Annotated in this window: 14 protein-coding genes; 7 read left to right on the top strand and 7 right to left on the bottom strand. The window is 56.4% G+C overall.

All coding sequences use genetic code 11. From position 1 onward, the window contains the following. Window positions 1-247 precede the first annotated feature (247 nt). Window positions 248-934, bottom strand: a complete 687-nt coding sequence (locus J4G38_RS04975) for a S24 family peptidase (protein ID WP_210514932.1) — start codon at window positions 932-934, stop codon at window positions 248-250. Window positions 935-1190: 256 nt separating this feature from the next. Here J4G38_RS04975 and J4G38_RS04970 point away from each other — a divergent pair, with 256 nt between their 5' ends. The 7 genes from J4G38_RS04970 (at window position 1191) to J4G38_RS04940 (ending at window position 7640) form a co-directional block, all read left to right on the top strand. Then, complete coding sequence (locus tag J4G38_RS04970) at window positions 1191-1451, top strand: hypothetical protein (RefSeq protein WP_210514935.1); 261 nt, start codon at window positions 1191-1193, stop codon at window positions 1449-1451. Next, the gene (locus J4G38_RS04965) at window positions 1442-1774 is read left to right on the top strand and encodes a helix-turn-helix domain-containing protein (RefSeq protein WP_210514938.1); all 333 of its coding nucleotides are present in this window, start codon (window positions 1442-1444) and stop codon (window positions 1772-1774) included. The genes J4G38_RS04970 and J4G38_RS04965 overlap by 10 nt, the downstream gene beginning before the upstream one ends. A gap of 12 nt (window positions 1775-1786) precedes the next feature. Continuing rightward, window positions 1787-2377 carry a hypothetical protein gene (locus J4G38_RS04960; protein WP_210514940.1) on the top strand — a complete coding sequence of 197 codons (591 nt, stop codon included), beginning with the start codon at window positions 1787-1789 and terminating at the stop codon, window positions 2375-2377. Next, on the top strand, window positions 2374-3207 hold the full coding sequence (locus tag J4G38_RS04955; RefSeq protein ID WP_210514943.1) for a hypothetical protein: 834 nt from the start codon (window positions 2374-2376) through the stop codon (window positions 3205-3207). Before J4G38_RS04960 ends, J4G38_RS04955 begins: the two co-directional genes overlap by 4 nt. Window positions 3208-3222: 15 nt before the next feature. Further along, window positions 3223-4614, top strand: a complete 1392-nt coding sequence (gene dnaB / locus J4G38_RS04950; RefSeq protein WP_210514946.1) for a replicative DNA helicase — start codon at window positions 3223-3225, stop codon at window positions 4612-4614. Between the two features lie 119 nt (window positions 4615-4733). Next, window positions 4734-5387 carry a hypothetical protein gene (locus tag J4G38_RS04945; RefSeq protein ID WP_210514949.1) on the top strand — a complete coding sequence of 218 codons (654 nt, stop codon included), beginning with the start codon at window positions 4734-4736 and terminating at the stop codon, window positions 5385-5387. A gap of 411 nt (window positions 5388-5798) precedes the next feature. Next, window positions 5799-7640, top strand: coding sequence for a DUF262 domain-containing protein (locus J4G38_RS04940; RefSeq protein ID WP_210514952.1), 1842 nt, complete (start codon window positions 5799-5801; stop codon window positions 7638-7640). Between the two features lie 31 nt (window positions 7641-7671). Here J4G38_RS04940 and J4G38_RS04935 read toward each other — a convergent pair whose 3' ends face one another. The 6 genes from J4G38_RS04935 to J4G38_RS04910 all read right to left on the bottom strand — a co-directional run bounded on the left by J4G38_RS04935 (window position 7672) and on the right by J4G38_RS04910 (window position 20792). After that, window positions 7672-9360: a UvrD-helicase domain-containing protein gene (locus J4G38_RS04935; protein ID WP_210514954.1), complete on the bottom strand. Its 1689-nt coding sequence runs from the start codon at window positions 9358-9360 to the stop codon at window positions 7672-7674. A gap of 36 nt (window positions 9361-9396) precedes the next feature. Further along, window positions 9397-10332 carry a GIY-YIG nuclease family protein gene (locus J4G38_RS04930; RefSeq protein WP_210514957.1) on the bottom strand — a complete coding sequence of 312 codons (936 nt, stop codon included), beginning with the start codon at window positions 10330-10332 and terminating at the stop codon, window positions 9397-9399. Window positions 10333-10369: 37 nt separating this feature from the next. Continuing rightward, a complete protein-coding gene (locus tag J4G38_RS04925; RefSeq protein ID WP_210514959.1) occupies window positions 10370-12430 on the bottom strand; it encodes an ATP-binding protein in 2061 nt (686 codons plus the stop codon). A 21-nt stretch (window positions 12431-12451) separates the two neighbouring features. After that, window positions 12452-16339, bottom strand: coding sequence for an Eco57I restriction-modification methylase domain-containing protein (locus J4G38_RS28900; RefSeq protein ID WP_210514963.1), 3888 nt, complete (start codon window positions 16337-16339; stop codon window positions 12452-12454). Window positions 16340-16375: 36 nt separating this feature from the next. Further along, window positions 16376-19690, bottom strand: coding sequence for a helicase-related protein (locus J4G38_RS04915; protein WP_210514966.1), 3315 nt, complete (start codon window positions 19688-19690; stop codon window positions 16376-16378). A gap of 133 nt (window positions 19691-19823) precedes the next feature. After that, on the bottom strand, window positions 19824-20792 hold the full coding sequence (locus tag J4G38_RS04910; protein ID WP_210514968.1) for an HNH endonuclease: 969 nt from the start codon (window positions 20790-20792) through the stop codon (window positions 19824-19826). Window positions 20793-21333 lie beyond the last annotated feature (541 nt).

Raw genomic sequence — 21333 nt, 5'->3', positions numbered from 1 at the left:
AGCTCGAACCCAATCAGCACTTTATACACGATTAGTCGGATACTCGCCATTAACTACAGTGCATGGGAAGTGTCAATAGTTAATAACATTCATTATTAGCGCCTGTTAAGCAGCTAATTGAGCCTTGCAACGTTGATTGATTTGCAGCCCAGCCAGAGGCGTTAAAAGGACACAAACATATTTGCGGAATGCGCTGAATAATTATACTATTGGTTGCGGCAGCGGGGCCGGCCCCATTTTACCCTACTTAACCTACCAATTTTACATCGTAGCGGGACGCTATATCCAGCAGAATGCTGCGCAGCTGCGTCGAGTCATGGGCCAGCATTTCCAGCAGCACCAGCATCCGGTCGAAGGACTCGTTGGTGTTGGCCGGCACGCTGCGCGACACCACTGCCTGCACCTGCCACAGCTCCTTCAAATCGTTTTGCGGCAGGATGAACGGGTCGTAAAACCGGTTGTCCGACAGCAGCTCAATGGGCTCGTTGCGCTTCACCGGACCCCGCAGGCGCTTCACCATAATTCGGTCATGCGCCACCACCACGTACACGTGCTTGGGTTGAATGAGGTCCAGCCGCTCGGTGCAAGTGGCCACCACCACGTCACCCTGGTTCAGCGTGGGCTGCATGCTATTGCCGGCCACCTCAAACGCCCGGACCGTCTTGCCACCCGGCATGCCCGGGATGCTCAACGTCTCACGTTCGGTCATGGTGTCTTCCACGTCGCGGGCCAGCAGGTAGCCAGCTTCAGCCTTCACCGGCACGAAGAGGATGACTTCTTTACCATTGGCATCTACCGTCACCACGGTGGGCATTCCGGTGTAGCTGGACGCTTCTTTCACCTCCGGTTTGGCATCCGTCGTCTTAAACATCGGCTCGTCGCCACGCATTAGCCACTCCGACCGCATCTGCGGATAGTGGTCCAGAATGTCCATCAGAGTTTCATACCCCGGCTTGGATTTGTTCTGAATTAGCTTATACAACTTTTGTGGACCTTCGTAGCCTAAATTCTTGGCTAACTGGTAAGCCGACAGGCTGTAATGAGTCATCAGTTGACTGATGCGTGTGCCAACGTGCGCTCTAGGGTCCATTTTTATTGCCGTTAGTCTATGAACTTTATTTGCTGTTACAAACTTTAGTAGCCACATTTGAGCTTCGAAGTCTAAACAAAGATACGTAATAGCAAACAAAATGGAACAGTTCGCAAAGATTATTTCTGAGCTACGGGCCACGCTGCCCAAGCGCAATGATTTTGCCCGTCGCACGGTCGAATTATTGGCCAGCCGGGGCATGACCTACTCCAAGCAGCAGGTCTACAACATCCTCACCGGCCGCTACCACAATACCGATGTGGCCGAGGCCTTTATCAGCGTGGTCGAAGAAGAAAAGAAGCGGGTTGCCGCCCTTCAGGTCCGGGCCACCAAAGCCACTAGCGGGAAGCCATGCAAGTAGCTCTCCTCGTCCCCGAACAAGAGTGGCGGCAGCTGCTGGCCGACGTGCAGCGCCTCAAAGCCCAGGAAGAGGCCAACAAGCCCGCCCCCGCGCCACCCGACCGCCTTTTCAACGTCCGCGAAGCCGCCGAGTACCTGCGCTTCACGCCCGAAGGCATCCGCAAGGCCCGCCGGGCCGGCCGCCTCACCGGTGTGCGCCTCAACGAGAAGGAGTGGGGCTTCCGCCTTTCTGAGCTCGACCGCTACGTCAAACGCTACCACCGCCAGCTGCCCCCATCAACCACTGTGCCCCAGGGCCGTCCGGTGATGGCTCAGGCTGCCTAACCCTTTCCCATCATGTCCCAGCTACTCCCCATCGTCGGGCCTGACAGCCCCGAGGCCACCAACTCCCTCATTACCATACAGAAGGTCAAGCTCAAAGACTTGCACCTGACCTGCGAATTCACCGAGCAACGCCACGAGGAAGCTCCCGCCCGTGCCTTTGCCCTCACCTGCCAGGAGCAGGTCCATGCCGACTTGCTGCACCGGTTGAGCCGCCTGGTACCGCACCTGTGCTTGCTGGCCGAGCAGCTAGCCGAAACCCCCGACTTCTGGCCCGACGAAGCCGAAGAATTGCCCGCCCTTTTTGGCTTGTTCAGCGTCACCGGCTTCTCGATGGGCAAGAACCAGTCGGGCGTCACCCTCATTGGCCAGCGTGAGCTGACTGGTGGCCGCGTCCTGAACCTGACCTCTCCTTACCAGTCGTTTGAGGACGAACACAACCGCTATGCCTACGCCGGCCGCCTGGAAACCGCTTTGTTCGAAGCCCTGGCCGAAGTCGAAGCCGCCTTGCGCGGCAAATGCACCGAGTACCGCCAGCTCGACTTGTTCGATGAGCAGCCAGCAGCTGCCTCCATTTCGCTTGTGTCGACTCGCCCCGAGGCATGAAACTTCCGGCTATCCAATTCTACCCCGGCGACTGGCACAAGGACCAGGGCGTCCAGGCCCTCGACCTCGCGCACCGTGGGGCGTGGTTTGAGCTGCTGTTGATGATGCACGACAGCGACGAGCGCGGCGTGTTACTCGTCAACGGTGTCCCCATGCCCGACGCCGTCATCGCCCGCCGCCTCGGTTTGGATAACCAAAGTGCCAACCAAATCCTAACCACTCTGCTAACCTATGGCGTGGCCAGCCGCCGCGACGCCGACGGCGCCCTATTCTGCCGCCGCATGGTGAAAGACGAAAACCTGCGACAAATACGGAGCGAAGCGGGCAAAAAGGGCGGAAATCCGGCTTTGCTTAACCAAACCGCCAAGCAAAACCTAACCACCGAGGATAAGCAAAATTCAACCACCGGGGATAAGCAAATTCCAACCCCTTCATTTTCATCTTCAACTTCAATTACATCTACAAAAAAAGAGAGGGGGGCGGCTAACGCCGCCGCGCCCGCCCTCAATTCTAAAAAGTCAGTTAAAAAACCAGCGGACGCCCGGAAGAAGAGCGCCGCGCCGCCCACGCTCGCCGAGGTCCAGGCCTTTGCCGCCGAGCAGTACCCCAACATTGCCGATGCCCCCGCCGAAGCCGGCGCGTTCTGCGACCACTACGAAAGCAACGGCTGGCGCGTGAGTGGCAAAACCCCCATGGCCAACTGGCGCGCCGCCTTCCGCAACTGGATGCGCCGCCGCGCCCAATTCCAGGCCGCCGCCGGCGGCCAGTCGCCGGCCCCGTCACGGGCCCGCACCGCCCCCAAACCTTTCGACCCAACCCGCTGGAGCTAACCCATCCCAATCCCCATGAATCCTCGTCCCACCACGTCCGCCACGCGCCACAACCAATTGCCCCCGCAGGTTCTCGACCTCGAAGCCGCTGTACTCGGGGCCGCCCTACTCGAAGCCGACGCCCAGCGCACCATGCTGGCCACCCTCACCACCGAGGAAGTCTTTTACTGCACCGCCCACCAGCAGATTTACCTGGCCATCCGCGACTTGGTGCAGGTCGGCGACCACGCCGACATTCTCACCGTCACCCAACAGTTGCGCCACCGCGGCATGCTGGCCCGCACCGGTGGACCGGCCTTCGTGGCCGGCCTCACCAGCAAAATCAACTCGGCCGCCCACCTCGAAACCCACTGCCGCGCTTTGCAGGAGCAGCACGCTCGCCGCGTCATCATTAAGGCCGGTACCGAAATGGCCGCCTACGGCTACGACGATACCCGCGACCCGCTCACCTTGCTCAGCGACGCCCAAACCCACCTCACTACCCTCAACCGCAGCCTCGAAACCCGCCCCGGCCAAACCGCCGCCGCCGCCGAGGAAGCCACCTTCGCCCACTTGGCCCAGAGCGTCGGCCAACACGGCCTCACCGGTGTGACCACCGGCCTTGCCCAGCTCGACGGCCTCACTGGCGGCTGGCAGCCCTCCGACCTCATCATCCTGGCTGCCCGCCCAGCGATGGGCAAAACGGCCGCCATGCTGCACTTCGCTCGCACCGCCGCCCTCGACCACGGCCAGCATACCGCCATTTTCAGCCTCGAAATGCCCACCCTGCAGCTCATGCAGCGCCTGGTGGCCAGCGAAGTCCCCGGCTATAGCAACTCCGACCTTCGGCGCGGCAACCTTCCCGGCGGCCTGGAGCAAGTGGCCCACATCCGCCAGCAGGCCCAACGTCTGCGTACCCACGGCCACGCCCTGCATCTCGACGACACGCCCGGCCTCAGCATCCAGCAGCTGCGCGCCAAATGCACCCGCCTGCATGCCCAACACCCGCTGCGCCTGGTCCTGGTTGATTACGTGCAACTCATGCGCGGCGACACCAAAGGCAACCGTGAGCAGGAAGTCGGCAGCATCAGCCGTGGCCTTAAGGAGCTAGCCAAAGAGCTCAACGCCCCCGTCATCGCCCTCGCGCAGCTCAGCCGCGACGTGGAGAAAAGGGGAGGAGAGAAGCGCCCGCTGCTCTCGGACCTGCGCGAGTCCGGCAGCCTGGAGCAGGATGCCGACTGCATCATCTTCCTCTGGCGTGGCGAGTACTACAATATCGCCGAGTACGAAGACGGCACTGCTACCGCCGACACGGTTCTGTTCGACATCGCCAAGCACCGTAACGGGGCCACCGACGAGGTAGTAGCTGCCTGCAACTTGCGAAGGGGTATTTTCCAGGACCTGACGACAATGCCCGCTGGCTACTAAAAGTCGCAGGGAAAGTAGTAAAAATTACGATACTGATTCCGAAACATAACGCACAATTAATCAAGAATCTGCCTCGTGTTTTGAGGAAGTGATTCCGATAACTATTTCCGTCATTCGTCATGCCTGTCCCCATCGTCATCAGCTGCTTTGACCTCACTACTACGCTCGTCCAGCCATGGGCCGACGCCGGCTACCTCTGCTATTGCGTCGACCTGCAGCATCCACCCGGCGAAACCCGTGACGGCAACATCATTCGCGTCGGTATCGACGTGCGCGAGTGGTTGCCGCCCTACGGCCCCGTGGCCTTTGCCGCCTTCTTCCCGCCCTGCACCGACACCGCCATTTCCGGTCGCGCCCACTTCCGCCGTAAGGGTCTCGGCAGCGTTATCAAGGCCCTGCAGCTGTTCGAGTGGTCGGCCCGTCTCGCCGCCTGGTGCCAGTGCCCCTACTTCATCGAGAACCCGGTAAGCACTGTCAGTACCTATTGGCGGCCCCCAGACTTCCGTTTTGACCCCTGCGACTACGCCGGCTACCTGTCCGCCGAGCACCAGCTCAGCGAGGCTTACACCAAGCGTACCTGCTTGTGGACCGGTGGCGGTTTCCGGTTGCCCGAGTACAAAGCGGTAGTACCAATTCTCGGCTCCAAAATGCACAACCTGCCAGACTCAAAGAACCGAGCCAATCTGCGCTCCGCTACTCCCGCTGGCTTTTCTCGCGCAGTTTTTGAAGCTAATAACCAAGTTTTTGAGACTGCTAAAATTAGTGCCAATTAGCAAACACTCTTATTCACAATACTATAAGCCCAGCTTTGTCAGAGAACTAACGTGAAGGGCATCAATTCTTGCGACACTGTCGCAAGAATTGATGCCCTTCACTGTAACTACGTCACGCCTGAAATTTAGAAACCTAATTTGATGCATAATATTCAGTAATACAGAATGATAACTGTATTGTTTGCTATTTAATTCTGGTGCTCGTTTCGATGCTGTAGTAGGTAGTTCAGCAGGCTATGAATAGTGATGGCGAGGGGCTGGGCGCTGCTGAACTCAGATTGGATGCAGGCTTTTTTAACTGGAAAGACTAAAAAATTTAGATAGTGACATGTCAACTGCTCAGATTAGCTATAACTTTCACCCCCCAACCATTCCCCACTATTCAATTACTAACAGTCAGCGTTTCTACCAATGTCCAATTTTCTACAGCCTGGCGAGAGCAGCATCCGCGCCATTTTCTCTCTCGGTAAATTCTATAACATCCCCGAATATCAACGGCCCTATGTCTGGAAAGAAGAGCAGATTCACAATCTGCTCGATGATGTTGACAAAGCCTTCAATCAAGACCCAAACCACAAATACTTCCTTGGCTGTATGATTTGGAACACCAAAAAAGGTGTCCTCCAAGGCCAGCCCTACGAGTATAACGACATCCTCGATGGCCAGCAGCGCTTTATAACGCTCTACTTACTTCAGGCCGTTATCCGGGACCTCTCCAATCGGGAACAGTTGCACCAGACCGTGGCTACCCGCCTCTGGCAGGAGGCTAACCCGCTTGACGGCAACCCTGAGCGTCACCGCATGGAGTTCAGTATCCGCGAAGATGACCAGGAGTTCATTAAGCAGTTTGTCATCGAGCACGGCGGTACCCTTCGGGAGGCTGAGTTGAAGCAATCTAGCAAAAAGAAAGAAGCAGGCACATCAATCCGCCATATGAGCGGCGGTGTGCTGTTGATGCACGCTTGGTGGGAAGAAAAACGGGCGAAGATTAATAACGATGCCGAATTTCAGGAGTACATCTTTCGGTATTATAGTTACCTATGCAATAACGTTCTGGTTATTCACCTGGCCACCAACGACAACGTTGACGACGCCTACAACCTCTTTACCGTCCTCAACAGCCGGGGCCTGCAGCTCCGCACCAGCGACATCCTGCGTGCCCAAAATCTACGGGCAATTGACGATGAAAGGCAGCGCAAAACCTACGCTGCTCGTTGGGAAGAATACCAGAATGAGTTAGAATCCCCTTATAACTCCTTCGATGAGTTCTTGTGGGCCCTGGTCTTCATAATCATCAAATACCGTGGCGATATCAATCTTAGCCTAACGAAGGCTTTTAATTCTATCTACGCAAAAGGCACCATCCACCCTGGTAAATCAACTTTCGACTTTATTGGCCGCTACGTCAACCACCTCAGCGCCATCACCACTACCGATTACGACAGCAAGGAGGGTGGCTGCTTCTTTTCCAACCTCAATTTTATTCTCGCTACCACCTACAGCAACAACTACATGGTGTTGCTGATGTACTACCGCGAGTGCTTCGGTGAAAACCAGTTGCTCGACTTCATGATTAAGGTCGATAACATCTTCTCCGCCAGCTGGCTCACCAACAATCGGAACCTCCAGCAGCGCATCTTCATTCTGCTGCGTCGTATGGAAGACATCAGCAAGAACCAGTCAAACAAAGTGGTGGCTGCTGCTCAGTTTCTGGCCGACGATGCTTTGCGCTTCGATTTCGACGATGAGAAAGCAACGACGGCCATTGATATGGACGTCTTCTATCAAATGCTGAATGAAGAAGGGTGGGGTAGCTTCTCGGGTACCAAAATCAATAAAACGCGCTACCTGCTTCTAAAGCTGGATTTGTTGTTAGGCCACCGCGACATGGAGATGACCTTCAATAAAACTTTTGCTACCGTCGAACACATTCTACCGCAGAAAATCCAGAACACCATTTGGGATGTGCCCGCCGAAGACCATCAGAAGTGGCTGCACCGCTTAGGCAATATTGTGCTGATTGATAAGCGCAAAAATTCCTCGATTGGTAATGCACCTTATCAAGTCAAGAAGGACAAGTACAAGGTCCACTTCGACAGCCGGGCCAATACTAATTACGTGTTTCAAACCTTCTCAGAATGGAACCTCTCGACTATCCAACAAAATCACGAACGGGTAGTAAGCCTGCTCCGCCAATACTACGAAGGCAACAGCTTGGCGACGCTACAGAAGATTTGGCATAACCAGAAATGAAGACAGAGCAGCGCCTAGACCAGGCCGGCACCTAGTGGCCGGCTTGGTTCAGGCGCTGCTGTAGCGTCGCGAGGGCTGCGTCTTGCTCAACAAGTCCAGCGGGCACTGCCGGCTGGATAACTTCCGGTTGTGTCACAACCGCGAGGGTACGCGGCAGGCCTAGCAACACTGTGCCCCCGGTACCCTGACCGAGCTGAATATCCGCGTGGTGCAGCAGTCCCGTCGGCCAGCAGTCAGCTGGCAGGTGCAGCCGCTGGCGCGACCGGGTAATGGCTACATACAGCAGATTTATTTCCTCCATCACCTTGGCCCGTTCGCCCGGTTCCAGAGGCTTTGTTTTTACCTGCTGCTCCAGCTTGTCAATCACGGCCTGCGTTGGAAAGTCGGCCACCAGTTGCACCTCGTCGTATTCCATCCCTTTGCAGCGGTGCACCGTTGAAAAGTATACCTGCGCCTGGTCGCGTTCGGCATCCGATACATGCCGCCGCTTCAGCTCCTCAATCATCCCGGCCACCTCGTCGCCTTGCTCTTCAACTAGTGTAATGAGCAGTTCCAACGGCTTGTCTTCTGTTTTCTCGGCGTAGTCCCGCAGGTCGTCCAGGTTTTCCATCGCCCGAATCAGCGGGTCCTTAATGGCTCCGCGCCGCCCTTTGCTCAGGGCCAGCACGTCGTACAGGCTGGCACTTTCGCCCGCATAAGTGTACGACTTGATGTTGCCTTCAAAGTACACCCGCTGCAGTTGCTCGTCGTGGTCCTGCAGGTACTCGATTGCTTTCAGCAACAGCGCCAGGTTGGTGCGCGCAATTACTGCCCGTGTTTTCACCCCATCGGTGTCCATGCCTTGCCCTTCTATGGCTGGCGCTATGGGCTCGCCCAATTGGCTTTTCCATCCCAATACCCGCGTCGCCAGCTGCGCAATTGGCTCTCCGAACCGAAAGCTGGTGCTCAGGGGCAAGCTCTGATAGCTGGTTTTTTCCAGCGAGTTTACCGCGTGGCGCCACCGGTATATCTGCTGGTGGGTGTCGCCCACAATCACCTTGGTCGCGGCTTGCCGCGCAAATACTTCCAGCATCACTTCCGATGCATCCTGGCCTTCATCAAACAGGATGATGTCGTAAGCCAGCACCGGCCGGCTCAGCTGGTATTTCTTCAGGTAAAAGTCGTGGGTAATGGGAATCTGCCCGCTGTCCATGCGCGCCAGAAAGTCCCGGCAGTTCTTTTCAATCGACCAGTAGTGATGTTCCACAAACTCTCGCGCTTTCACATCAACCACCGTCGTTCGGTAGTCCAGGTGTTGCACCTTTTCCTCGGGCTTGTTGCAGAAGTACGCCGCGAACTTCAGCGCGTGGTTAGCCACCATATGCTCCAAATGCCGCTCTTCCCCGAAGCCCCGAGGCAGTTTCAGCAGCTCTACCAGCTCGTGGGCCCGGTAGCCTCCTTTCGGATGCAGCTTGTACGGATGCTGACGCATCACTTCGCGAATAGCCAATGAGTGCGCCGTTTCTGCGCGCACGTTGCGCAGGCCCGCCGCCGCAAACTTGCGCTTGGCTTCATCTTTTACCGTCTTGTTGAATGCCAGATATAAAATCCGGGTGCGGGCGGGCTGGGCCTTGGCGTATTCCAGCAGGGTAGTGGTTTTGCCGCTGCCCGCCACGGCGTTAATCTTCAGGTCGCCGACTGCGGAAATGATAGCGTGTTGTTCAGAAGTAAAATAGGGCATGGGTAGCAGCCGGATAGTTTAAGCAGAATAGTGTTATCAGCTCGTCTCGAACGAGTTGAACGGCGTGCCCAATTCCAGCGCCGCGTACACCTCCAGCAGCGCCTGCGTCACGGCATCGGGCACCACTACCCAGCGTATTGTCATCTCGGCCACCGTCATCTTGGCGGCGGCGAAGAAGTCTCGGAAAGCTTCGTGCTCGTTCGCCAGCTCCTTGCGCGAGAAGCCCCGAAGGTCGTGCCCGTCGCTTTCGGCCACTTTTCGCGCCCGCAGAAACGCAAACGAGGCGCTGTAGTGTGAGGAAGAATCGCGCCCGTGCTCGCCCAGCCGGCGGCGCAGGTCGCGGGTGCGGCCCACGTATTGGGGTTGGTCGTACCAATCGTAGAACACGTAAACGCCCGGCGTTTCTTTCGCAATCCGGCCGCTTAACTCTAGCCGGGTGGCCGGCTCGCAGTCCTGCAAACTGGCTAGCAGGTCGGGTAGCGCCGAGGCGTAGGTGGCAAACGTAGCGGCTACTTCTTCGGCGGGCGTAGGCAGCACTTCGCTTTCGTCTTCTACCGATACTTCTGCTTTCTCTCCGGCCGCGTCGTTCCGGCGAGGTAGGTTGCTACGCCAGCCTTCCAGCCAGCTTTGCTCCCAGCCAAACTCTTCTTCGGTTTCCTCAGCTTCGCGAAAGTGGCGGAAATCGGTGCGCGAAAACGAGTCGCTGCCCACAGCTGGGTCGTACACCGAGCCGCCGCTGCTCAGCTCCAGGCCTTCCTCCCCAATGCTGATACTCGTATAGCTAGAGCCACCTTCAGGGACGCGGCGGCTGACGGTTATTTCAATCGTGCCGCTCAGGAATTCTTCCGGGTAAGCATTCAGGGCCTTAAGGGCTTTCTGAATGCCGGTTTGTTCATCGGCGCTCAAACGCGTGGCGCGGGTCAGGAGCTTTTCGAGGGCTTCGGTGGCGTAGTTAACGGCTTCTTCGTGCATGGATGGACTAAGTTAGTTTGAGCATAAGAGACTTTTTTTACACCTCTCTTATGTCAACATCCTCTAAATTAGGCGAAGGGTTAGTGATTGAGTAGCCTAAAAGATGAGTTAATGCATCGAAGACACTGTGTAATCGGTCTAAATCTGGTGGATTTAATGGGAACCCTATTAGCGGTACGGGTGCGGTTCCAGAGGCTGTTATTTCTCCTACCACTTCGCATAATGAATTTGACCGTTTTTTGAGAAATCCCGGCCCGCTTAACTCACGCAAAGGTTCACGCAATCGCAATTTAAAAATTCGAGTAATATTGGTAACTGCTTCTGGTAATTCGAGTTCGGCAAACGTTTCGCGCAAGGGCTGTGTACCAATCAATTCAATTGCTTTCAGTTTTTCTAAAGCTGGCACAATGCTGTTGCGGAAGGCTTTTAATTCACTTGGTAGACTAATAGGCTGGGGATGATGGTGTGACAGCGGATTCAGGTGAAGCCGACGATAAAGTGTCAAATCAGCAAATGGGTCAAATGCTGCTGCACCTAGAGCCATTTCTACACTACTTGTTAGATAAACTTTGAGTTGGTTGAGTTGTCTTTCAAGGTCTTTGATTTTGATTTCGCCAGCATCATTTTTAACTTCATAAAGCAGTCGGTCTGGCAAGAAACTGCTAATCTGTTTTTCACAAAACTTGCGGAGGTAGTTGGCACAAGCCGGATAATCAAAGCGAGCAAAGGCACCATCGGCTTGCTGCAGATAATTGTCGTTGCTGCCACCGGGTTTAACAATGTGCGGATTCGAACTATTACCGCTTTCTTCTAAATACAGTTCGTAGCGTACCCACTTTGCCCATTTTTCGGGTTTGCCATCGGCTTGGCGCGCCGGAGGCCGGTTCGTGGCGTAGTGATAAACGGCCTCGTATAATTCTCGGTCGTGGGTTAAGAAAATGACTTGATAACGCTTTAATAGTGAAATTTGCCCGCCATTTTCATCGGCTACCTCACGACTGAATAGCCAATCCAATACTTCAAGGCGATTCGTCATGTCCAAACTGACCAACACGTCATCGAAGCACAGCACGTTAAAATTCTTTGGAAGTCTGGTGAGCAAAGCACCCAATCGTAGGGCAATAGCTATGCGTGTAAGTCGGGCTTCATTCAAGAAAGTTTGGGGTCGGTCAGCTATGTGCCAGCGGGTGGCTTCACGAGCTGAATTGACACTAAGCTTGATATTAGCAAACCGATGCTGACGCAGAAGCGTTGCCCGCTCATCAGGTTGCGTTGCTATCAACTCACGCAAGCTATTTTGGCTTATCCAGCCTACAGGCTCGTAACTGATGGCAAGTGTCAGCGTTGGAACACCTGATGCATGAGTGGCTCGGTTAGCCAAATAGGCGTTGGCCTCAGCTTCTATCTCTGCAATAAATTGCTTTAATTCCTGATTAAAATTAGCCCACTCTTGAGCAAAAGCAGATTCTTGTCTATTGAAGTTCCGGCGAGGATGGGCATTACGCTCATTATCTAAATTGTCGCGACGTATGGCAAAATCTTCTACTGCTTCTGTGAAACTTAACGGGCTGCCCGGGCGCAGTCCCGTTGGGGGCTGCCTCTGGGCGGATAAGTAGTAGGGCAAGATGTCACGGGCGAAAGCTGGCCACAAATTCACATCATGACGGTTTGAGCCATTGAAATGCTGAAACAGCCTGTACGATACAAAGTCAGACCCTTGGCTGGCTTCTGCCATGTACGGCAATGTGGCAGCTTGATTGGTTTGGTCTGATAACAAGCAACTGCCCCTACGCTGGTCTTGACGCATACCCGGCGTAGGGTCGCATTCTTTCCATTCAATAGCAACGGACGACGATTCCGTGAGTGGCGCATCCACATTACGGAGACTTTGCTTCTCAGTAACGGGGTCTTCGAAGTATTTTTTGGTTTGGGCAAAACTCTTACCGCTGCTTTCGAACAGTGTATACAAGGCCCAATAAATCGATGATTTACCCGAGCCGTTGTTGCCGTAAACCAATGCATGGTGGCCGTTTAAATCAAACTCTGCGCTCCGAAAGGCTTTAAAGTTTTTTAGCGTCAGTTTGGTAATCCGTTTCATAAACTCGTATCAGGCAAGAAATCAAACCGAAAAAATAGCACCTAGCCACTCCGGCATCCGAACGGTAGCCACCTGCAGCCGGCTCCGCACAATAGAATCCGGCTGTTGCCAGCGCCGAAACAGTCGCAGAATCACCGCTGCCTGGTCAGCCACGCCAGTTTCGCTGGTTTCGACCTGGATGTCCTGGGCCACTGTGGTGAGAATGTCTAGCCGCTTTTCGGCCATCTGCTCTCCCAGATACAGTTCGCACACCCCCAGGTCCACCACATCGCGGAAGAGGTCGGCCACGGCGCTATTGGGCAGGTTGGGCACGGCCGGCGCGTTGCCCTTGTCGTGCAGCCACAGCAGGTGTCGCGCCAGCGTTGCCAGCGCCTCCTGATATAATAGCGGTACCCGGCGCGGTAGGGGAAAGGGGTTGAGGTAACGTGTAAAAAAGCGGCGGGCATCTCCTTGTAAGGTGTCGCCGGTTCTTTTAAGAAACCACCATATTAATCTAGAATTTGCGATTGCGAGCAGAAACTCATCGGACCAACCTAACTGATTTTTTATTAGCCAACCCCAAACTGTAGTTGTATGGTAATTACTGCCGTCGTTGAGCGTAACGTTCGGGTGACTGGTGCATATTTCCATTGAAATAAGCCGAGGTTTCTCCTGCAAGAATTTTTCTGTATTATTCTCGCGTAGAAACCTATACCATTCGGGCCAATTTGTGGATTTGCCACTCTCACGTGCTTTGAACAGCTTTTCGTAGTGTACTAGATATTTGTAAGTGTCACGATGAATTCTCTCAAACTCACCAAATGGAATAGGTACTGGTTTCTCTATTCCAGCCTTTGCCCCCTTAGATAGACTGGATTCTAAGACATATGGAAACAGAACTACGTGGTCCGGTGGGTCTGATTGTACCTCATACCTATGCACATCTCTACCTCGCAGAAAAGGCTTCCAGATGCTTTTTTCAACTAGCCAATATTGACTGCTGTCTATTTCATTATGCCCACGCCAGTGCGTCTCTGACTTATATTCCCTATCAACTTCCAGCACGTACAGGTCGTCATTACTGGTTTGCAGGCCCACAAAAATGTCCACGTTGTCGCCCAGCGTATAGCGGCTTTCATGTTCGGGGGTTAGGGATTGGCTGCTGTCACCGGCATCGGCCGTGTACAGGGCTTCCAGCAGCGCATACTCGACCGCCGATTCCATCAGTATCCACTGGTCGGAGCCGTGCAGCCGGGCCGCGTCGCGCAGGGTCTGGTAGCGAACGGTTTCAAAGCGGCTGTCGTCGGCTAGTAGCTGGGCGTAGTGCTCGGCAGGCGTAGGGTAGGGTAAGCGCAGCAGCTGGAAGTCTGCTGCCGGTTGCCGTTGCAGCAGCGCAATGCACACGTAGGTATTCACGCCGTTGAACACCGGGTTGGCCCCGAAATGCACCAGTCGATGCAGCAGTTGGCCCTCGTCCAGCACCCGACGCAGGCCCGCCCCGGCCTCAGCATTGAAAAACTTGTGCGGAAAAATGAAGCAGGCTGTGCCCTGCGGGTGCAGCAACATTCGCAGGGCCTGCGCCACAAACAGGTTGGCCAGGTCATAGGCCCCGCTTGTGATGTCGGCGTAGTAGTGCTCGTATTCGGGCTTCACGTCGGGCTGCCCTTTGCGGGTTTCCTGCACCCGCATGTAGGGCGGGTTGGCAATCACAATGTCAAACCCGCCCCGGTCGAATACGTCCTTGAAATAGAGGTGCCAGAGAAAATACGGCCGGTCGGGCGAGTGCTGGCTCAGCAGCAGGCGCTGCTCTTTGGCTTGGGCGCGTTCCAGCTCTTCCAGCAGACGGCGGTGGTCGCGGGCTTGCTTCGAGTTGGGTTTGGCGGCCAGCACCGGCCCAAAATCAGGCCCCAGGCGCTCGGTCAGAAACTTCTCCAAATCGGTCAGCTTCGTTTGCACCCGCAGCCGGTCGCGCTCCATTTCGGCGTGTAGCCAGCCGTCCACGGTGCGGCCAATTTCGGCCCGTAGCGCCGCCTTACGGCTCGCATCGGCCTCAAAAAACTCGGTAATATCGCGCAGCAAATCGGCCTTCTGCTTGCTCGAAAACACCAGCAGCGGCTGCCGCCGCTTGCTAAACTCGGCTCCCAGCTCAAACTGTCCGCGCTCGGCCAGCACCAGCGTGTCGCCGTCGCCGGCCGCGGGGTCGGTCAGCTTGCTCAGGTCCACGCCCTCAAACGATTCGAGCAGCGAGTTGCCCTGCATCACCTTAAAATCAAGGTTAGGCAGCGGCACCGGGTCAGGTTCGTCTACCACCAGCGCCAGCCAGAAGCGTAGGCGGGCAATGTCCACGGCCCCACTGTCCAGGTCCACGCCGTAAATGTTGTGGGCCACAATTTGCTTTTTCACCTCGGCCGGGTCAAAGGCCCGGCGGCGCTCGTTCGACAAATAGGGGTAGAGGTACAGCCGGGCCGCAAACAGCTCCTGCAGCAAGCCAATCGGAAACGCCCCCGACCCAATGGCAGGGTCGCAGATGCGCACGTCTTCCAGCAGCTTTTCCACGTAGCCCGCCCGCTCGCGCAGGGCCGGCTGCACGTCGTGCTCGCGCACGAAAGCCGCCACCATGGCGCGGTCGATGCCCTCTTTTTCGAGGCGGCCGTGCAGGTAGCCAATCAGGCTTTCCTGGCACATATACTGCACAATGGGCCGGGGCGTGTAAATAGCGCCCTTCGTGCGGTTCTCTTCGAGCAGGTTCTCAAAAATGTGGCCCAGCATTTCGGGGTCGATGCCCACGTCGTGGTCTTCGGGCCGGTTTTCCTCAATGGTGAAGTTGTACTGCGCGAAAAAATCGAGCAGCCGCCCAAATAGGTCAGCCGGGAAATCAATGCGCCGCACGTCCACGGCCACTTCCCCCACTGTTTCTTCCTCAAACAAACCCCCGTTCAGGTAGGGCACCCGGCACGGCCCGCTCATGCCCACCACCCGAAACAGGTCGTCGGCTCGCTTGCGGCTCAGGGTTTCGAAAAAGAGCGGCACCAGCGCCGCGCTGTAAAAGTCGGGCCGGTCGGCCTCGCGGAACGGCCGGAACAAGTCGAGCAAAAACTCCGGGCTGCCGCCCGTCCACGCCTGCCGGTCGGGGGCGCAGCCCATCCAGCCTTTTTTCTGCAAAAAATGCAGGAATACCAGCCGCCCCAGCAAGCGCTTCGCGTAGTCGCGCAGCGGCTTGTCTTCCAGCTCATACAGGTTTTTGGCTGGTTTGGGGTTCAGGCCAAACAGCGTCCGGTAGGCGGGGTTATCGTTTAGCTGCTTAATAAACTCCTCGTAGAAGCCCTTGTAGCGCTTGAAGAAGTCGCTGCCCAGTCGTTCCACCGAAAACGCTTCCAGCACGTTGTCGAGGGTAGTGCGGCCTGCCCGGCGGCTCAGTTCGCTCAGGCGGTCGGCGGCGGTGCGAGCGGCCTCGTGTGGCCCCAGCACAAAGGTGTAGCGGCGGCGGTCGGTGCCTACAAAATCGGGCACAGCGCTAGTGCCCCGGCCCTGCGCCAGCTTGGTTTGAAAGGAGAGGCGGTAGTCGGCCTGCTCGGGGTCATAGTAAAATGCCAGCACTCCGTGGGCTTGCACTCCGTCCACGTAGGGGTAGGTCAGCGCCCGCAGCCCCACCCGGTTGCGGGCAACCAGGGTTTTGCCGGTTTTCAGCTCTACCTCCACCAGGGCCAGCCGGTGCTGGTAACCGACGTAGGCGGGGTCGCCCAGCTCTACGTAGCCAAACTGCCGCATGGCGGCCACCCGGTCGGCAATGGCCTCACTCACCTCTAACTTAGCTGCCGAAGCAAAAAACTCGGTTCGCTCGAAACCGAACAGCTTTTCCAACATCGTCACCCATTCGGCGCGGTCGTAGCGTTGTTGCAAAAAGGGTTTGAGGTCGGCGGCAGTGTACACGGCGCAAAGTAAGAGTGAGGATTCGGCCGAAAGGGCCTACACCAACGATTCGGAAATGATAATGCGTGGGAGCCAGCCCCCCACTGCGCCCGGTTCATCGGGGGCCACCGGCGGTGCGGCCCCGTAGGTGGGAGCTTCTGGCGTCGGCAGCGGGTACTTGGTCAGCAGGCGGCCCACCAGCGCCAGCTGCTCGCCGGGCATGATGTTCAGCTTCTTCAAGTTGCCTTGTAGCTTATTGATGTCGCGCTGCAGCTGCTGAAACGTGCCTGTCGATACCGCTAGCTGCGCTGCCCGCAGCTGCAGGCGCTCGGCCGGAGCCGCATCGGGGGGCAATAGCAGCAGGCAGCCGCTCAGAAAATCCAGTGCCCGCCGCTCGTTGGGAGCTACCCGTTGCACCACCTGCGGCTGCGCCGCCGCCTGGGCCACCACTGCGCCAAAGTGACTGGCCGCCCGGCGCACGTGCTCGTGGTGGTGCGCCGGCAGTGGCTGGGGCCGTTCGTCGGGTGTGGCCCGCAGGTAGGCATCTGCTTCCAGAAACGATAGCTCTTCCAGCGGCTGTCCGCCTGGCCGGTCACACAGATAGAAGCCGTCGCGGCGATGGGTGCGCAGGTAGCACAGCGTGCTGCCCGTCAGTGTCGGCAGGGTAGGATGCTCACGCCCGCAGCGTGCCCGCAACGGCAGGCGGCGCAGACGGTCCAGTAATTCCGGCTCGCGTCTAAACTGCTCGCGCAGCCACAACAGTCGCTGCAATCTAGCATCCTGCCCCTCGTCGGGGTCTTTGTCAAAAATGCCAAACGTCTGCGTTTCCTCTTCCGGCGAGTACACTTCCGAGTCTTCCCCCAGCGCCTCATGAAACGCTTGTAGCTTCAGATACGCCTTGCTCTCCAGGTCGATGGTCGAATTCACCTGCGCCGTGGGGAAGAAGTTGTACACGTACACCCGGTCGGCCACCGAGCCAATGCGGTTCACCCGCCCAATGCGCTGCATCAGCCGCGTCGAGTTCCAGGGCGTGTCGTAGTTCACGATGGAAGAAGCCCGGTGCAGGTTCACGCCCTCCGCCAACACTTCAGTAGCCAGCAGAATGTCATAATCCTGCGCCTGCTGAGTTGATGGCAAGTTTGCATCAAAGTTGGCCCGCACGGTGGTCATCATTCGCTCGCGGTTGCCCGAATCGATGGTAAGCACCCGCCGTTTGCTCAGCGTCTTCAGCTGCTTCGCCAGGTACTCGGTGGTGTCGCGGGCTTCCGAAAATATCACCAGCTTCTGACCAGGGTTGCGGTCTAGGGCAAAGAATTCGGTTTCCAGTACTTGCACGAACGCATCCAGCTTCGGGTCACTGGCTTTAAAACCCTCCCAGCGTTCCAGCAGTGGCCATACCAATTGTTGGTCGGCTATCAAGCCTGGCAGGAAGTCCGATTCAAAATCATCCGGGGTGCATACCTCAATGCTCGGGTCTAATTCCGCCCGTTCCAGCACCAGTTGCTCCAACTCATCCAGCCGGTCGTTAAGAATAAGCTCCGTTACCGGCAGGTTGGGAGCAATGAAAATCTGCCCCTGCGCAAACATCTTCACCATGGCATCGTTGGCCTCCGCAAAGCGCCGCAGCGAGTTGCGGAAAGCCAGAAACGACGAGTCCATGCGTTTCAGTAGCAGCGTGCGCATAATGTGCGCCAGCGAGTCCGAAATCCGCTTGGCGTACTTGTACTTGCTGCGCTTCGGTTCTTTCAGCTTGTCAATGGCCCGGTAGCGGTTGTACTTCAGGTCCTTGCTCAGCACCTGAATGGTTTCGTCGAACAGCTGATTCAGGGCCGGCTCTAGCTGATAAAGTTGCTTGTAGGGCTTGCCCACCTTCGGAAACACAATGCCCTGCTTGTCCAGGTCTTGCCGGTACACTTCATTGTTCAGCAGGTCGGTGCGGGTGCGGCGTACCGTCACCTGCTCCAATACTTTCTCCCGAATCAGCGAGTACACCCGCCGCAGTCCATCCCGCATATCCGCCCGCGACACGTTTTTCAGGCGCTGGTACTCATCGGTACGCTGCCGGAAAAAGTGCTGGAGGTTATCTACCCCTTCCAGCGTCGGCTGCTTCGAGTCCTGGAATAGATAGAGGAGGTTGGCAATATCCTCGGGCCGGTTGTTCAACGGCGTTGCCGAAATCAGAATAACCCGCTTGCGCTCAAACGTGTCCGTGCCTGGCACCTTCCGGCGCGTGGGCGTTTTGCACAGCCGCTGCAGCTGTCCGTAGGCCCCGGCCGTATCATTCCGGAACTTGTGTGCCTCATCCACAATGATAAGGTCATAGTCCTCCGGGTCGTGGCGCAGCTTGTGCAGCGAGCCATTACGCAGAATGTCATAGGCCCCGAAGCGTTGCAGCGCAAAATCCCGCGTGGCCTCTTCCCAGTTCCTCACCAGCGCCGGTGGCGCGATAATCAGCACCCGCGGCGTATGGGCCGCTGAGCGTGCAAACTGGCAAAACCGCTTCGCAATCAGCGTCCCCACGATAGTCTTGCCCAGCCCCACCACGTCGGCCAGAAAAAAGCCCGAGTGCTGCTTTAGCTTGCGGAAGCCGTCTGTCACAGCATCCAGCTGGTACTTTAGCTTGTAGAACTTGTCGTTTTGGATGAGGTCTGCTACCGTGCCGTACTCTTCATCAATGGCTTTGCCGAAGTATTCCACCAGGCATTTGAGGTAGATTTCGTAGGGCGTCAAATCGTCATTCAGGTACGTGCGGGTGGCCACCGTCTGGCGCAGGTCGGCCGGCAACAACTCCGTGCTCTCGTCCCACAGGTCTTGAAAGGTCTTCGTAGCAAAGCAGACGTCATCATAGTCGCGCAGCTCCACGTTGAACTCAAAGTTGTCCTTGAGCCCGGCTTCTGTCAAATTACTTGACCCCGTAATAACCGAGGCCGAAGTGTGCTCATTGAAAGGCTGTGGCCGGAAAATATAGATTTTGGAATGCAGCCGCTGGCTAGGGTGGGCCCGCACCTGCAGCCGTCCGCTCGCCACCCCATCCACAAACCACCGGATGCCGTCTTCAGCCTCCCGCGTGTACTCAGCCTTCTGAATGTCCTCCACTAGGTCATCCATGGCTTGCTGCCGCGCCCGCAGGGCATTACCCAGCTGCAAACCTTGGGCATGAGCTTTCTGCAGTGCTACATCTACATTGATGCCAACCAGAATGCGCACCTCTGCCACATTATCCAGCAGCTCACGCAGCCGGTAGCAGCCCGAAGCCCGAAAAAAGCCGACCAGCGCATCAAACTGATGCACGGGCATATGCTCGAAGATGCCACGCAGCTTTTCCAGCAGCGTATTGCCATCTTGATTGGTAAAGAACTTTGTCTTAGTCATTAAGTCGAAAGCACAGCCATCCAGAATGCCTGGCCCATGCTAATAAAGGAGCAAGTTACCCTTTTCGACCCCAACCGTGGCTGTTTTTACAGATTAAAATGTGCGTTGAATTTAATACGGACGCAGTGCCCGATTAAGACAGTTTTAATCTCCGTTGCGCCATCAGGTTCTCCACTCGTGGCCACCATGCCCGCACTTTCGGCAACCGTAGCTGCTGCCCGTTAAACCGTTGCACGCCGTAGTCGTGTCCACCCAGCTCTCCAAATCCCTCGGCCACACGCACCCTGTAGTCATCGTCCACCCAAAACAGGTGCCGGTCAAAGGCCCGGTGCAGGTTTGGACACAGTGACAGCCCATTTCCAATAGTGTCGTCACGGCTCACCGACCAGGGCACGATGTGACAAGCATCGAGCAACGGAGCGGCCCCCGTAGTGCTCACCAGCTGCAAGCCCGATATCGCACAAGTCGACTGGTACGCCCGTAGCACTTCCCGCACAAATACCCCGCTGCGTTCGGCCACCGCTTCTTCATTAGCTATGTCCACCGAGCGGTTGTACACAGCCGCCGGCTCTTCCAGCATCTGCCGGCCTAATTCATCCAGCCGTTCCTGCCCTGCCTGCGGCCGGAAGTAGTGCCGCGTTATCGGAAAATAGCGCACTAGCAGTGCCTGCCGTATTTCTTCGCGGGCCACCGGTTGCATTAGCAGTTTCCATAAGGCTGTGTCCAGTGAGGCAAAGGCAACCACGTCGCGCAAGTGTCCAAAGCTGCGTACCGATTTCGATGCCGTCACCACGAGCTCCAGCCCCGGCCGGGGATGCAGGTGCCAAAAGCCGTCAGTGCGTAAATGAAAAAACGGTAGTTGAAAAGGACACGCGCTGTATTCCGGCCCCGGGCTAAGCAGCTTACAGTATGCCTTAAAGCCTGAAATCAGCTCGGGCGTAATCTCAATGCGGTTATCCAGGATTAAATGCTCCTCAATGCCTTCAATCACAGCAAGCAGCAATGCCGGTTTATACGGCGATTCAATTTTCACTCCCTCGACCTTGTCACCCGCTACTCGTAGCTTTTTGAGCCGTGCAAGGTAAGAATCAAGGTTGTTCATAAATTGTAGTAAAGTCAGGCCGGTAACCGTTCAAAAGTAATAGAACAAGGCAAATTACTCAATTGAGTACTCCGTTGCTACCAACCGCCGCCAAGTGACCCCTTGCCCACACGCACATGTCCTGGACTCTTCTACCCGCGGCCAAACTGTGGCCAAACTACGGATTCGCGGCCATCAATGTCCGCGAATCTGATATGCTCACGCCATTTCCTATCCCCATTTCCAGCACTAAGCTTTCCATAATAGCTGCCTCAATGGCCGTGCTGGTGTACTAGGAGGGACCAAGCTATTCCGAAAAGGGACCAAGCTGGATTAGGTAAAAGTGCCACCACCACCTCTCTGCCCACGTTCGACCAGTGGTAAGGACCAAGCGTCAAGGAAAAAAGGACTAAGCTGGTCTTGCCCCGTTTGTTGTAATTCCTGCGCTTCACAACCTCTGGCCTACAAAATCGGCTCGACCATTTTCCAGTAGGAGTGATTGGCCGAGCCGTGACAAACCTGTATGTAAGGCAGTCTAGGCACAGGTCTACCCGAGTACAAG

It is taken from the genome of Hymenobacter terricola (assembly GCF_017921975.2).
Taxonomy (GTDB): domain Bacteria; phylum Bacteroidota; class Bacteroidia; order Cytophagales; family Hymenobacteraceae; genus Hymenobacter; species Hymenobacter terricola.
The sequence above is the reverse complement of the archived record's forward strand: the minus strand, read 5'-3'. Positions and strand labels throughout refer to the sequence as shown.

Excerpts from the sequence above, each read along its gene's own strand:
- J4G38_RS04935 (WP_210514954.1), bottom strand. The coding sequence starts at position 9,360 with ATGCCCTATTTTACTTCTGAACAACACGCTATCATTTCCGCAGTCGGC.
- J4G38_RS04960 (WP_210514940.1), top strand. The coding sequence starts at position 1,787 with ATGTCCCAGCTACTCCCCATCGTCGGGCCTGACAGCCCCGAGGCCACC.
- J4G38_RS04915 (WP_210514966.1), bottom strand. The coding sequence starts at position 19,690 with ATGACTAAGACAAAGTTCTTTACCAATCAAGATGGCAATACGCTGCTG.
- J4G38_RS04965 (WP_210514938.1), top strand. The coding sequence starts at position 1,442 with ATGCAAGTAGCTCTCCTCGTCCCCGAACAAGAGTGGCGGCAGCTGCTG.
- dnaB (WP_210514946.1), top strand. The coding sequence starts at position 3,223 with ATGAATCCTCGTCCCACCACGTCCGCCACGCGCCACAACCAATTGCCC.
- J4G38_RS04930 (WP_210514957.1), bottom strand. The coding sequence starts at position 10,332 with ATGCACGAAGAAGCCGTTAACTACGCCACCGAAGCCCTCGAAAAGCTC.
- J4G38_RS04940 (WP_210514952.1), top strand. The coding sequence starts at position 5,799 with ATGTCCAATTTTCTACAGCCTGGCGAGAGCAGCATCCGCGCCATTTTC.
- J4G38_RS04975 (WP_210514932.1), bottom strand. The coding sequence starts at position 934 with ATGGACATTCTGGACCACTATCCGCAGATGCGGTCGGAGTGGCTAATG.
- J4G38_RS04925 (WP_210514959.1), bottom strand. The coding sequence starts at position 12,430 with ATGAAACGGATTACCAAACTGACGCTAAAAAACTTTAAAGCCTTTCGG.
- J4G38_RS04955 (WP_210514943.1), top strand. The coding sequence starts at position 2,374 with ATGAAACTTCCGGCTATCCAATTCTACCCCGGCGACTGGCACAAGGAC.
- J4G38_RS04970 (WP_210514935.1), top strand. The coding sequence starts at position 1,191 with ATGGAACAGTTCGCAAAGATTATTTCTGAGCTACGGGCCACGCTGCCC.
- J4G38_RS04945 (WP_210514949.1), top strand. The coding sequence starts at position 4,734 with ATGCCTGTCCCCATCGTCATCAGCTGCTTTGACCTCACTACTACGCTC.
- J4G38_RS04910 (WP_210514968.1), bottom strand. The coding sequence starts at position 20,792 with ATGAACAACCTTGATTCTTACCTTGCACGGCTCAAAAAGCTACGAGTA.